The organism is Actinomadura sp. RB99 (assembly GCF_014706005.1).
In the GTDB taxonomy this organism is placed as follows: domain Bacteria; phylum Actinomycetota; class Actinomycetes; order Streptosporangiales; family Streptosporangiaceae; genus Spirillospora.
The window spans coordinates 129,176-142,418 of the sequence record NZ_JABMCA010000003.1 but is presented as its reverse complement, the minus strand read 5'-3'; the positions used below and the strand labels follow the sequence as shown (position 1 = coordinate 142,418).

Annotated in this window: 11 protein-coding genes; 5 read left to right on the top strand and 6 right to left on the bottom strand. The window is 76.2% G+C overall.

Annotation, left to right across the window (positions count from 1 at the left end):
- A complete protein-coding gene (locus tag amrb99_RS04250; RefSeq protein ID WP_190852480.1) occupies positions 1 to 1,005 on the top strand; it encodes a sugar phosphate isomerase/epimerase family protein in 1,005 nt (334 codons plus the stop codon).
- 89 nt (positions 1,006 to 1,094) lie between these two features.
- Here the strand turns inward: amrb99_RS04250 and amrb99_RS04245 are convergent, their stop codons facing one another.
- Positions 1,095 to 1,949 (bottom strand): LLM class F420-dependent oxidoreductase, encoded by an 855-nt coding sequence (locus amrb99_RS04245; protein WP_190852478.1) that lies wholly within the window; start codon positions 1,947 to 1,949, stop codon positions 1,095 to 1,097.
- An 81-nt stretch (positions 1,950 to 2,030) separates the two neighbouring features.
- Between amrb99_RS04245 and amrb99_RS04240 the strand changes: the two genes are divergently transcribed.
- Positions 2,031 to 2,525, top strand: a complete 495-nt coding sequence (locus tag amrb99_RS04240; RefSeq protein ID WP_190852476.1) for a MarR family transcriptional regulator — start codon at positions 2,031 to 2,033, stop codon at positions 2,523 to 2,525.
- Here amrb99_RS04240 and amrb99_RS04235 read toward each other — a convergent pair.
- Positions 2,522 to 3,229, bottom strand: a complete 708-nt coding sequence (locus amrb99_RS04235) for a cupin domain-containing protein (protein WP_347256524.1) — start codon at positions 3,227 to 3,229, stop codon at positions 2,522 to 2,524. The two genes, amrb99_RS04240 and amrb99_RS04235, sit on opposite strands and share 4 nt — an antisense overlap.
- A 159-nt stretch (positions 3,230 to 3,388) precedes the next feature.
- Between amrb99_RS04235 and amrb99_RS04230 the strand changes: the two genes are divergently transcribed.
- Entirely contained in the window at positions 3,389 to 5,272 is a 1,884-nt protein-coding gene (locus tag amrb99_RS04230; protein WP_190852474.1) for a TetM/TetW/TetO/TetS family tetracycline resistance ribosomal protection protein, read from the top strand.
- A gap of 64 nt (positions 5,273 to 5,336) precedes the next feature.
- On the opposite strand, the gene amrb99_RS04225 is transcribed toward amrb99_RS04230, so the two are convergent.
- Complete coding sequence (locus tag amrb99_RS04225) at positions 5,337 to 6,281, bottom strand: NADP-dependent oxidoreductase (protein ID WP_241755224.1); 945 nt, start codon at positions 6,279 to 6,281, stop codon at positions 5,337 to 5,339.
- Between the two features lie 163 nt (positions 6,282 to 6,444).
- On the bottom strand, positions 6,445 to 7,029 hold the full coding sequence (locus amrb99_RS04220; protein ID WP_190852472.1) for a Uma2 family endonuclease: 585 nt from the start codon (positions 7,027 to 7,029) through the stop codon (positions 6,445 to 6,447).
- 204 nt (positions 7,030 to 7,233) lie between these two features.
- On the opposite strand from amrb99_RS04220, the gene amrb99_RS04215 reads away from it, so the two are divergent.
- Complete coding sequence (locus tag amrb99_RS04215) at positions 7,234 to 7,794, top strand: DUF1707 domain-containing protein (RefSeq protein WP_190852470.1); 561 nt, start codon at positions 7,234 to 7,236, stop codon at positions 7,792 to 7,794.
- Between the two features lie 112 nt (positions 7,795 to 7,906).
- Positions 7,907 to 10,645, top strand: coding sequence for a hypothetical protein (locus tag amrb99_RS04210; protein WP_190852467.1), 2,739 nt, complete (start codon positions 7,907 to 7,909; stop codon positions 10,643 to 10,645).
- Positions 10,646 to 10,849: 204 nt separating this feature from the next.
- On the opposite strand, the gene amrb99_RS04205 is transcribed toward amrb99_RS04210, so the two are convergent.
- Entirely contained in the window at positions 10,850 to 11,038 is a 189-nt protein-coding gene (locus amrb99_RS04205; protein WP_190852465.1) for a hypothetical protein, read from the bottom strand.
- A gap of 209 nt (positions 11,039 to 11,247) precedes the next feature.
- The gene (locus amrb99_RS04200; RefSeq protein ID WP_347256523.1) at positions 11,248 to 13,137 is read right to left on the bottom strand and encodes an endonuclease/exonuclease/phosphatase; all 1,890 of its coding nucleotides are present in this window, start codon (positions 13,135 to 13,137) and stop codon (positions 11,248 to 11,250) included.
- Between the last annotated feature and the right edge of the window lie 106 nt (positions 13,138 to 13,243).

The window sequence follows — 13,243 nt, the reverse complement described above, 5'->3', positions numbered from 1 at the left end:
ATGGCACGACCGATCACGCTGTTCACCGGCCAGTGGGCCGACCTGCCGTTCGAGGAGGTCTGCCGGCTGGCGTCCGGCTGGGGCTACGAGGGCCTGGAGATCGCCTGCTGGGGGGACCACTTCGAGGTCGACAAGGCCCTCGCCGACGACGGCTACGTCCCGCGCAAGCTGGAGACGCTCGCCAAGCACGACCTCAAGGTGTTCGCGATCTCCAACCACCTCGTCGGGCAGGCCGTCTGCGACATCCCCGACGAGCGCCACCAGGCGATCCTGCCGGAGCGGATCTGGGGCGACGGCGAGCCCGAGGGCGTCCGCCGCCGCGCCGCCGAGGAGATCAAGGACACCGCCCGCGCCGCCGCCCGCCTCAGCGTCGGCACCGTCGTCGGCTTCACCGGCTCCTCGATCTGGCACACCGTCGCGATGTTCCCGCCCACCCCCGAGGCGATGGTGGAGCGCGGGTACGCCGACTTCGCCGACCGCTGGAACCCGATCCTGGACGTGTTCGACGAGGTCGGCGTGCGGTTCGCGCACGAGGTCCACCCGAGCGAGATCGCCTACGACTACTGGACGACCGTCCGGACCCTGGAGGCGATCGGGCACCGGCCCGCGTTCGGGCTGAACTTCGACCCGTCGCACTTCGTCTGGCAGGAGCTCGACCCCATCGGGTTCCTGTTCGACTTCCGCGACCGGATCTACCACGTCGACTGCAAGGACACCAAGGTCCGCACCGGCGACGGGCGGCGCGGGCGGCTCTCCTCGCACCTGCCGTGGGCGGACCTGCGGCGCGGCTGGGACTTCATCTCCACCGGCCGCGGCGACGTTCCCTGGGAGGACGTGTTCCGCGCGCTCAACGCGATCGGCTACGACGGTCCGATCTCGGTCGAGTGGGAGGACGCCGGCATGGACCGCCTCCAGGGCGCCCCCGAGGCGCTGGAGTTCGTCCGGGCGCTGAACGCGATGGAACCCCCGTCCGCCGCCTTCGACGCCGCCTTCTCCTCCGACTGATCCCGCGCCCCGCGCGCCCCCGCCCGCTCGCTCGGCCTGCGGCGCGCCGTCCCCCTGAGGCCACGCACGGGGACGGCGCGCCGCTCCCCTCACCCGGCCGGTTCGGCGCCGACCTCGGCGGGCGCGTGGGCCCGGACGAACCGTTCGAGGTCGCCGAGCGGGACGCCCATGGGCGGGACGACGATCAGCCGGTCGACGCCCGCCTCCGCGTAGTCCCGGACGGACCCGGCGTCCGGCGGGCGCGGCGGCGACACCGAGATGTGCAGGGGCCGGTCGCGGCCCGCCTCCCGAGCCGCCTCCCGGAGCCGCGCGACCGCGTCGGCGGCGGCGCGGCGGCCGAGCATCCAGCCGTACCACCCGTCGGCCTCGCGGGCGGTGCGGCGGAGCGCCGCCGGGCCGTGCCCGCCCATGACCACCGGCACCGGGCGCTGCACGGGGCGCGGGTGCGCGTCCACGCCGGCGAAGTCGGCGTGCCGGCCGTGGAAGGCGGGCGCGTCGTCGTACCAGAGCGACCGCATCGCGGCGAGATGCTCGTCGGTGCGCGCCCCGCGCTCGCCGGGCGGGACGCCGAGGGCCCGCAGTTCGGGCTCCAGGTACCCCGCCGCCAGGCCGAAGACCAGCCGCCCGCCGCTCAGCACGTCGACGCTCGCCAGCTGCTTGGCCAGGATCAGCGGGTTGCGCTGCGGCAGGACGATGACGCCCGTGCCGAGCGCTATCCGGTCCGTGGCCGCGGCGAGGTGGGTGAGGGAGACGACCGCGTCGAGGAACGGCGCCCGCGGGTCGAGCGGCGAGGGGTCGGTGCGCGGGCTCGGCAGGACGACGTGGTCCCCGGCCCACAGCGAGTCGTATCCGAGCTCCTCGGCCAGCGCGGCGATCCGCGCGGAGCCGCGCGGGTCGGCGCAGGCGTGCAGGTTGAGCCCGTAGAGCCCGAGAGTCAATGCCATGGGCCAATAGTTGAACTTTTCGATTATCCAGTCAAGCGATGGTCGATGGGCGTGATCCTCGAACTGCTATAGCCTGGCGGGATGGCGGAGGAGAGGCCCATGCGCGGCGGGCTGCCGGCCGGGCTCGCGTCCGTGACCGGCTTCCAGCTGTCCAAGTGCGGCTGGTGGATGGAGCAGCGGCTGGAGGAGGCCCTCGAACCGCTCGGCCTCCGCGTCCGGCACTTCCTGGTGCTGGCGATGCTGAGCTCGTCCGGCACGCTGTCGCAGCAGGAGATGGCCGGCTACCTGCTGCTCGACCCCACGCTGATGGTCGGGCTGGTGGACGACCTGGAGGAGCGGGGGCTCTGCGAGCGCGCCCGCGACCCGAAGGACCGGCGCCGCCACTCCGTCCGCGTCACCGACGAGGGGCGCGAGGTGCACCGGCGCGCGCGTGCGCTGGCCGACGAGGTGGGCGCCGAGGTGTTCGGGCCGCTGTCGCGGGACGAGCTGCGCACCGTCGCCGGCGCGATCGAGCGGGTGATGGAGCCGTTCTGGACCGAGCAGGCCGTCCGGCCGCGCCGCAAGACGGCCCGCTAGGGGCGGGCGCGGAAGTCGGCGAAGTCGAAGCCGGGGGAGACCACGCAGCTGACCAGCACCTCGTCCGCCCCGGCGGGACGCGCCGCCTGCCAGACGCCGGGCGGGACGACGGCCTGCGGCACCTCGCCGCCCGCCACGTCGGCGCCCAGCGTGACGGCCTCGGGGTCCGCGGCGGGCTCGTCACCCGACCCGCCGAGCAGCAGCGTCAGCGGGCCGCCGCGGTGCCACAGCCACATCTCCGCCGAGCGCACCGCGTGCCACATCGACTCCTCGCCCGGCGGCAGCAGGAAGTAGATGCCGGTCGCGGTCGCCCGCTCGCCCGGGTAGCCGCCGGGGACGAACGACACGTCCGACCGCCACGTCTCCCGGTACCAGCCGCCCTCGGGGTGCGGGAGCAGGTCGAGGGCCTCGGCGGTGGCGGGCCGGTCCAGCAGGGCGACGTGCCGCCCGTCCGGCCCGCGCCGGACGTACCGCACCGCCGCGGCGGCCGACTTGTCGATCACCCCGCGCGGCGGCCGCAGCCCCGGCTCCGGATCCAGCGTCACCGCGACGAGCTGGCCGGCGTCGCCGCCGCCGTACACGTCGTCGGCGATGGCGAGCAGGTCGGGCTCGGAGTCGGGCGCCCACACGGCGCCCGCGTCGGACAGGACGAACCGGGGCCCGGGCTGGTCCCGCCAGCCGTCGAGCGTCGTCAGCAGCAGCACCGTCCCAGGCTAGTGCCCGGCGGAAAACCGGTATGGGCGTCGGGGGGCGTGGTGGCACCATGGCGCCCGACAACCATCGAGCGGCGGAGGCGAGATGCGCCAGGTCTTCGGAATCTCACAGCCCATTCCGGACGAGAGCTTTCGAGGACCCCACCGCCCATGCCCACGCTCAACCTCGGCATCCTCGCGCACGTCGACGCGGGAAAGACCAGCCTGACCGAGCGGCTGCTGTTCGACACCGGCGCGATCGCCCGGCTCGGCAGCGTCGACGCCGGCGACACCCAGACCGACCGCGGCGAGCTGGAACGCGGCCGCGGCATCACGATCCGGTCGGCCGTCGCGCCGTTCCGGCTCGGCGCGCTGCGCGTCAACCTGATCGACACTCCCGGGCACGCCGACTTCGCCGCCGAGGTCGAGCGGGCCCTCGGCGTGCTCGACGGCGCCGTCCTGGTGCTGTCGGCCGTCGAAGGCGTGCAGGCGCGGACCCGCGTGCTGCTGCGGGCGCTGCGCGCGCTCGCGCTGCCCACCCTGATCTTCGTGAACAAGATCGACCGCACCGGCGCCGACCCGGACGCGGTGCTCGCCGCGCTCCGCCGCCGGCCGGGCGTCCGGCCCGTCCCGCTGAACCGGGTGCGGGACGGGCGGGCCGTGCCCTGCCCGCCGTCGGCCGAGATCCTCGCGGACGGCGACGACGCCCTGCTCGCCGACTACGTGGACGGCCGCGCCACCCCGCCGGACGCCGTGCGGGCGTCGCTGCGCGCGCAGACCGCCGCCGGGACCGTCCAGCCGCTGTACTTCGGCTCGGCGACGACCGGCGCGGGCGTCGGCGACCTGCTCGGCGGCATCGCGTCCCTGCTGCCTCCCGCCGGGCCCGGCGACGGCGAGACGCGCGGCACCGTCTTCGCCGTGGAGCGCACCGCGTCCGGCGAGCGCCTCGCCTACCTGCGGCTGTTCTCCGGCGAGCTGCGCCCGCGGCAGACCGTCGCGTTCGCGGGCGGACGCGGCGGCCGGATCACCGGGCTGGACGTCGCGGGCGCCCCCGGCGAGCCCCTGACCGCCGGGAACATCGCCGCCGTCCGGGGCCTCGCCGCGGCCCGCGTCGGCGACCGGATCGGCCCGCCCGTCCGGGACGTCCCGCCCTTCCCGCCGCCGTCGCTGGAGACGGTCGTCCGCGCCCGCCGCCCCGCCGACGCGGGACGGCTGCGCGCCGCGCTCCTCGACCTCGCCGACGAGGACCCGCTGATCCGCGCGCGGCCCGCCCCGTCCGGCGCGACGTCGGTGCTGCTCTACGGGGAGGTGCAGAAGGAGGTCATCGCGGCGCGGCTGCTCGCCGAGGCCGGTGTCGAGGCCGTCTTCGAGGAGAGCCGCACCGTCTACGCCGAGCGGCCGGCCGGCACCGGCGAGGCAGTCGAGGAGATGGACTGGCGGCGCCGCGTGCCCGAGTTCTGGGCGAGCGTCGGGCTGCGCGTCGAGCCCGCGCCGCGCGGCTCGGGCAACGCGTTCCGCCGCGAGACCGAGCCGGGCGCGCTGCCGCACGCCTTCGACCGCGCGATCGAGGAGACCGTCCACCGCACCCTGGAGCAGGGCCTTCACGGCTGGCCGGTGACCGACTGCGCCGTGGTGCTGACCCGGTCGGGGTTCGCGGGTCCGGTCAGCACCGCCGCCGACTTCCGCGGCCTGACCCCGCTGATCCTCATGGGGGCGCTCGCGCGCGCGGGCACCCGCGTGTACGAGCCGTGCCACGCGTTCGAGGCGGAGGTGCCCGGCGACGCGCTCAGCCCCGTCCTCGCCGCGCTCGGCACGCTCGGCGCCGCGGCCGTCGAGCCCGCCCCCGGACCCGGCGGCTGGACGATCAAGGGCGAGATCCCCGCAGGGCGCGCGCGGGAGGCGGAGGCGGCGCTGCCCGCGCTCACCCGCGGCGAGGGCACCTGGTGGTCCGAGCCGTCCGGCGAGCGCCCGGTCACCGGCGCGCCGCCCTCGCGCCCGCGCACCGGCGGCGACCCCCTGGACCGCGCCGCCTACCTCCGCCACCTCGGCCGCTGACCGGCCCGACCACCGGCTCGATCACCCACCGGCCCGACCACACGGCCCGATCACACGGCCCCGATCACACCGTGAGGACGATCTTGCCCGACACCCGGCCCGTCTCGCCCCGCTCGTGCGCCTTCGCGGCGTCCTCCAGCGGCAGCACCGTGTCGATCTCGGCGCGCAGCTTCCCGGACGCCGCCAGCCCGGCGATCTCCGTCATGGCGTGGAAGTCCGGCTCGACCAGCAGCGTCTCGAAGCGGACGCCGCGCTCGGCGGCCTGCTCCGCCATCGAGGGCGGCTGCGCGCGCCCGGCGATCGCCACCAGCACGCCGCCGGGCCGCAGGGTGCGCAGCGAGCGCGGCGCGTAGTCGCCGCCGATCGTGTCGAGCACCACGTCCACGTCCCGCGCGGCCTCGGCGAAGTCGACGTTCTGGTAGTCGATCGGCTCGTCCACGCCGAGGTCGCGCAGGAACCCGTGCTTCGGCGCGCTCGCCGTCCCGATGACGTGCGCGCCCTTCGCCTTGGCGATCTGCACCGCGAGATGCCCGACCCCGCCCGCCGCCGCGTGGACGAGGACGCGCTGCCCCTCCCGGAGGCCCGCCGTGTCCACCAGCGCCTGCCACGCCGTCAGCGCGGCCAGCGGCAGCGCGCCCGCCTGCACGTGGTCGATCCCCGCGGGCTTGCGCACGAACGTCCGCGACGGCGCCACGACGTACTCGGCGTGCGAGCCGACGCCGCCCGGGTAGCGGAGCATGCCGAACACCTCGTCGCCCGGCTTGTGGATCGTCACCCCGAACCCGACCTTCTCCACCACGCCGGACACGTCCCAGCCCAGCGTGAACGGCGGGTCCGGCAGGAAGATCTTCATCGCCCGGTGCTTCCAGTCGGTCGGGTTCACCCCGGCGGCCCGCACCCGGACCAGCACCTCGGTGGGCCCCGGCTCCGGCCGCTCGATCTCGACAAGCTGCAGCACCTCGGGCCCGCCCAGCACGTCCTGCCTGATCGCCCGCATCCGCTCCGACATGGCGTTACTCCTCTTCTCGGTTGCGACGCACTCACTCTGCCCGGCCGCCGCCGCGGCAAAAAGTGGCGAGATCGCCAACAACTGAAAGGATCCGGCCAACGCCCGGCGGCGGCGCACGCCCGGGTGCCGGCCGACGGCGCGCAGCCTGCGCCTGCCCGGGGCGTCAGTCCATCTCGGAGAGGCGGACGGGGTCGAAGCTGATGGGGAACGGCGCGTCCAGCGTCACCGTCTCGCCGGAGCGCGCCTTGCCCGCGACCTCGTAGCGGCCGCCGGCCAGTTCGAGGAGGGTGATCGACGGGCGGGGCTCCAGGTCGATGATCCAGTAGTGCGGGATGCCGGTCGCCGCGTACTCCTCGACCTTGCGGACGCGGTCGATCTGCTCGTTCACCGTGCGGGGCGTCACGACCTCGGCGACCAGCATCAGGTCGGGGCCGTAGTAGGTGCGGGTCTGCCGCTCCAGCGCGGCGCGCGCCACGTCGCGGGCGACGGCGAACACGTCCGGCTTGCGGACGCCCGCCGGGGTCGTGACGTCCTGCGGCGCGCCCGCGACGTGGACGTCCGCGTCGGCCTGCCGCGCCGCGTCCTTCAGGATCGCCTTCAGCGCGTCGGCCGCGTGGTCGTGCCACAGGTCGCCCGGCAGCTCGTTCAGCCAGCCGTCGGCGAGCTCGTAGCGCCGGCCCTCCTCGGGCATCGCGTCCAGGTCGTACAGCGTGTACGGGCCGTGCGCACGCCCCGCCGTCCCGCCCATGACCGTCCCCCCTCAATCAACGGGCCGATCCGAATCTACCGGCCGGACGCCCGCGAGTCCGGCACCCCATGATCGCGAGGCGATCCCGGCGAATCTCTCGCAAACCGAGCGAGATCGGGTTAAGATACATCGCGACTCCGCTTGACCCTCCACCCGCCGGAAGGTCCAGGCTGCGGGGAGGAACCGCCGCGAAGGAGATGTGAGATGACCGTCGAGCAGCGAAAGGGCCTGCGCGCCTCGGACGGCGACCGCGACCGGGTCCTCGTCCGGCTGCACACCGCCTACGCCGAAGGTCGGCTCACCGAGGCCGAGCTGGACGAGCGCATCGACCACGCCCTCGCCGCCCGCACCCAGGCCGACCTGGCCGAGGTCTCCTCCGACCTGCCGGACGCCCCGGTCGCCGGAGGCTCCGCCCCCGCCGAGCGCGGCCCCGCCGGGCGCTTCCAGATGGCCTACAAGAGCACCGTCCGCCGCACCGGCCGCTGGCGCCTTCCCGAGAAGTACACGACCGTCGTCTACAAGGGGCACTCCCTCCTCGACCTGCGCGCCGCCGAGCTCGACGGGCCCGTCACCACGATCCGCGTCCTCGCCTACAAGTCGACGGTCGAGGTGATCGTCCCGCCGGGCGTCCGGGTGGAGAGCGGCGGCATGGGGGTCTCCGCCGACCTGTCCGGTGCCCCGGGGCCCGGCGCGCCGGTCGTCCACATCCAGGGATTCGCCTATAAGGGGGAGATCGTGGCGAAAGATCGGATCCGTCCGGCCTGAGGTGATAGAACGCTCCAGCGGCCTGATCGGCCGCCGTTCGCGCCGTTGTCCCGACATGCACCGGCGCGGCGCGGTTTCATAGTGGTCCCCAGGACCGTGTGAAGGAGCATGTGTGACGGCGAGGACCCCGGAGCGGAACGGCACCCCGTCCCCGGCCGGTGCGGAGCCCCCTGCCGATGATCGGCCCGCCGGATCGCGCGCGGTCCGGCGACGGCTGACGTTCGGTGTCTCCGCCGACCTCGCCGACCTCCCGGCGGCCCTGTCGCCCTGGCAGCGCGCCTACGAGGCGTGGCGCGCCGCCGGCATCCGCTGGGGGCACGGGGCGCCGCCCCGGGAACGCGCCGCCGCCCCTGAGCGCGCCGCGCCCGCGAGCCGCAACGCCATCCGCGCGGACGCCCCGCCCGCCGCCGCCCGCCCCGCCGAGAAGCCGGAGCCCGCGAAGGCCGAGCCCGCGAAGCCCGAGCCCGCGAAGGCCAAGGACGCGAAGGCCCCGGCCGCGAAGACCGGAGACCCGAAGGCGAAGGGCACGAAGCCAAAGAAGGCGAAGGGCGCGAAGGCCAGGTCCGCCGGGTCCGTCGTCGCGGCGGCCACGGCCCCGGCCGCGGCGCCGGTGAAGACGGGCACCGCTGAGGCGCCCGACCCCAAGGACGAGCCCCCGGCGCCCACCGCCGAGCCGCAGCCGACGGCCGACGAGTCCGCGCCGAACCGGGGGACGCGGCGGCTGCGCGTCGCCATTGCCGGCGCCGCCGGCCTGGTGGTCGTCGCGGGCGGCGCGATGTTCGTGCTCGACCAGGGCGGCGGCGGTGCGAAGAAGCCGCGGCCGCCCGCCGCCGTCCCGGCGGCCGCGCTGTTCGGGACCGACCCGGCGGCCACGACGGACGGCCTCGTCCAGGACCTCGCCGTGGTCACCGCGTCCGGGCGGAAGGTCGTCGCCGCCGGGACGGAGGGCGACGGCACGCCGGGGCGGGAGCGCGCGCGGTTCCTGGTGTCCGCGGACGGCGGGCACGCGTGGAAGGCGGCGAAGGTGCGCGGCGCGGACGGCTCGGAGCCGCCCGCCGGGGAGCGCCCGCGGCTGGTCGCGGCCGGGGCCGGGAAGTGGGCGGCGCTCGGGCAGTCGCCCGCGGGCACGGTCGTCTGGCTGAGCGGCGGCGGCATGACCTGGACGCGGCACCTCGACACGTCCGCGTTCAAGCCGGGCGACCAGGTGAACGCGCTGGTCGCGACCGTGCACGGGTTCGTCGCGGTGGGCTCGGCGGGCGGCCGGGCGGTCGTGTGGAGCACCGCCGACGGCCGGGCGTGGCAGCGCGTCGACGGGCTGCAGGCGGGGATCACCGGGCTGGACCGGGTCGCCGCGTCGGGCGGCGTGCTGGTGACGCACGGGACGTTCAGCCGGAAGGTGACGCGCAAGAAGGGCAGGAAGACCGTCACGCGGACGGTGCGGGGCGACGGCCTGTGGCGGTCCGCGGACGGCGGCCGCACCTGGACGGCGGTGGCCGTCCCGCAGGCCCAGGGGTCGCAGGGCGCGACGATCGGCCTGGTCGCGGGGCCGGGCGGGTTCGCGACCGTGCGCGAGGGGCGGCGAACGACCGGCCGCAAGAAGCACCGGCGGACGACGCGGTTCGGGGTGCTGTTCACCTCCCCGGACGGGCAGAAGTGGCAGGCCGCGGGCCGGATCTCCGTGCCGGGGTACGGCGGCGTCGAGCGGTTCGGCGGTTCGCAGGCGGGCTTCGGCGTCCTGGTGAAGGGCGCCAAGGGACGGCGCACCGTGCTGCGCAGCGCCGACGGGCGCACCTGGCAGCCGTCCGGGACGGTCGCGGAGCCGGTGCGGAGCAGCGGCCTGGCGGTCGCCGACGGCGGCGCGGTCACGGTCGCGGGACGGCAGGGCGACGACGCGTACCTGTCCGGCGCGAACCTGGCGGCGGTGCCCGGCGCGGTGCACACCGAGCTGGCGATCCGGTCCCTCGCCGCCGGGCCGGGCCGGGCGGTCGCGGTGGGCAGCACGAACGGCGGTGCGGCGGTCTGGAGCTCGCCGGACGGCCGGGGCTGGACGCGCGGCCGGGTGCCGGCGGCCGCCGGGCGGCTGTCGGACGTGGCGTTCGGCGGGCAGGGCTGGCTCGCGGTCGGCCGCGCGGACGGCGCGCGTCCCGGCGCGCTGGCGATGACATCGAAGGACGGGACGGTCTGGGCGCGCGCGACGGTACCCGCGGGCCCGCTCGCCGCCGTCGCGTCCGGTTCCGCCGGGTACGTGGCGGTCGGCGGCGGTGCCGTGTGGCGGTCGCCGGACCTCAGGACGTGGAAGCGCGCGGCGGTGGCCGGCGGCAACCTCGTGGACGTCGCGTCGACCGGCTCCGGCTACGTGGCGGTCGGCGGGCGCGGCGGGAAGCCGGCCGTCTGGACGTCGCCGGACGGCGCGAAGTGGACGCCGACGGCCGCGGTGCCGCCGGGCGGCGGACCGCTCACGCAGGTCGCGGCGCGCGGGAACGCGCTGGTCGCGGCCGGTGCGGGCGCGAGCCTGATGGTGTCGCCCGATGCGGGCAGGACCTGGGCGCGGCGCACGCCGCCGGGCGCGCGGCAGGCGACCGCGGTGACCGCGACTCCGAAGGGTTTCGTGGCGGCGGTCACGACCGCGCCGGGCGGCGCGGCCGTGTTCGGTTCACCGGACGGGAGCGCGTGGGCGCGGGTGCCCGCGCGAGGGCTCGGCGGACGCGCCGAGCGGCGCCTCACCGCGATGACGCCGGCGGGCGCCGCGGTCCTGGCCACCGGGACCGGCGTCCGCGACGGCGCCGAGACGCCGCTGCTGTGGCGGGCGCCCGTGCCGGCGGCCGGTGCCGTGCGGGGAGCGAAGTCCTAGCCGTTGCAGCCGCAGGAGCAGCCCTTCGGGCACGAGCATCCGCCGCCATGTCCGCAACTGCAGTCCTTTTTCGTCATGAGTGGAACGTAGCCCTTTGGGCGTTTTGAGGTCTATGACCCCGGCGGCACGGAGACCTGTCGCCGGAGTGGGGCACGGGCCGCCCGACGGCGGGGGGACGCGCGGGCGGCCCGTGCCGGTCCCGGGTCAGGCGTGGATGTGCAGGTCCACGCCCAGCAGGATGAGGAACCAGAGGAACACGGCCAGCAGCGCGCTGCCGACCTGGCGCAGCAGCGGGACGTCGATGTAGCCGCGGTCCCAGGCGACGAACACGCCGATGATGAGATAGATCAGGCCGACCAGGCTGATGTGGTGCGACCGATATCGGAACGCCATGGGGGACGTCTCCTCCCGGAGGGGGTGTGACGATCGATCGCTGCCCCGCCCCCTGAGAGAAAAACACCGGCGGGTTTCCGGATCGCACACTGACGATCTTTTCGGTACCGCCGGAATTGGGTGACCGCGGTCACCCACCGGCGGTCACCCACGGGCGCGGTCACCCACGGGCGCGGTCACCCACGGGCGCGGTCACTTCCCGGGTGCGGTCACTTCCCGGGCAGGGCGATGCGCACCACGGTCGGGTCGTGGTCCCCGGCGCGCGCCGCGAACTCCGACGCGCGGTGCACCACGTCGAACCGGTGCCTGCTCTTGGCCAGCGACGGGCTGAGCAGGATGTGGTCGAGGTCCTCGGAGTTCCCGCCGGTCACCGCGGTGTACCGGTCGCCGGGCGGCAGCGCGGCGGGCAGGTCGGCGAGCCCGGCGCCCTTGGTCAGCGCCTGGACGGGCAGCGACGTCCCGCGGTCGTTCAGCCCGCCCGTCACGATCACGTCGGCCTTCCGGCCCGCCGCCCGCACGGACTTCACGAACCCGGCGACCACCCGGGCCTGCGCGTCGCGGCGCCACTCGGTGGGGCTGGACGGCGGCTGGTACCGGCCGAAGAGGGGCTGGTCGTCGCCGGTGCGCGGGTACCAGTCGTCGGCGACGACGATGATGCGCCGCCCCCGCCACGTGACCTCTCCGGCCAGCGGCTTGCGCGCGCCGCTCCAGGCGGTGTCCCGGGGCGCGATCCGGCCGGGGGACAGCGACAGGGACGCCGTGCCGTCCGCGCGCCGCACCGCCCTCGCCGAGGTGACGGACGGGTCGGGCTGCGCGGCGGGCGGCGTGTCGCCCAGCGGGTCGGCGGCGGCGGGCCGGTCGACGAACGCCAGCCCGCGGTCGGTGCGGAACAGGAACCCGATCCGGCTGTTGCCGCCCTTCTCGCCGCCGTCGGCGCGGTCGCGCGGGTTCACCGAGCGCCAGTCGTAGGCGGGGCCGCCCGCCTCGCTGATCGCGGTGATCAGCTGTGCGACGGTCTGGTCGGCGGCGACGGTGCCGTCGTCGTGCGGGCCGCTGTTGTCCTGCAGCCCGCTGACCGCGACGAGGTCGGGGGAGTCCAGCCCGCGGACGATGTCGCCGGCGAGGTCGCGGAAGCGCTGCGGGGGGCTGTCGGGCCCGAGGTCGGCCAGCCCGGCGGTGCCGACGGCGAGTTCGCCGGACCGCTGCGGGGACGCGGCCTCCTGCGGCAGTCCGCCGTCGGCGCGCCGTGGGGCGGCGGTGAGCAGCAGCGTGAAGTCGCCGTAGGAGTAGTCGAGCACGCCGTCGTGGGCGCCGGGCAGCCGGTCGCCGACGTTCATCGCGGGCAGCGGGGCGAGCGCGTCGTCCAGGACGATCCGCTCGGGGTTGGCGTCGCCGTCGCGCAGCAGGATGCCGCCGCGCTTGGTGCGGGTCCCGGCGCCGGCGCCGTTGGCGGGCAGCACGGGGACCTGGCCGTCGCTGGACGGCCCGACCGCGACGGCATCGCTGATCCGGACGCGCATCCCCTCCAGCGACTCGTAGAAGTCGAGCCCGCCGTGCTTCGGGTCGAGCGCGCCGCCCTTCTCGACGTCCCCGCGCCGGGCCGAGATGACGGCGGCCGGGGGGCGGCGCCCGCCCGGCCCGATCACGACGGGCGCGGGCAGCGCGGCGCCGTGCGCGGCCACGCTGGTCGCGGTCGCGTCGATCTCGGTGCGGGTCAGCCCGGCGGACCCGCCGCCCGGCCGGTACTCGCGGACCCTGCCGTTCACCCGGACCGCGTCGCCGGGGACGGCGGACGGCCGGGTGCGGGTGAAGACGAAGACGCCCTCGGACGTCGCGGGGTCGCGGTCGGGGCGCGGGTCCTGCATCCAGAAGCCGTTGCCGGTCACGGCGGTGACGACGCCGGGGACGCCCGCGACGGCGGCGCCGTTCAGCGGCGAGACGTGCGCGGCGCCCTGGACGTCGTGGATGCGGCGGCCGGTGAGCGGCGCGGCGGCGTGCGCGGCCGGCGGCAGCGCGAGGGGGACGGCCAGCGCCGCCGCCAGCACGGACGCGAGCGTCCGGGCCGTCCGGAGAGGGCCCGCTGCAGCTGCGTACGCCACCCGCACTCCACGATCGTCTAGTCGTCCGAAGGGCACGAAGCAGGATGGCACGGGAACGGGACCGCTGACGAACCGCCGGTGCGGTCCCGCCCCTGCCGCCGCGGGC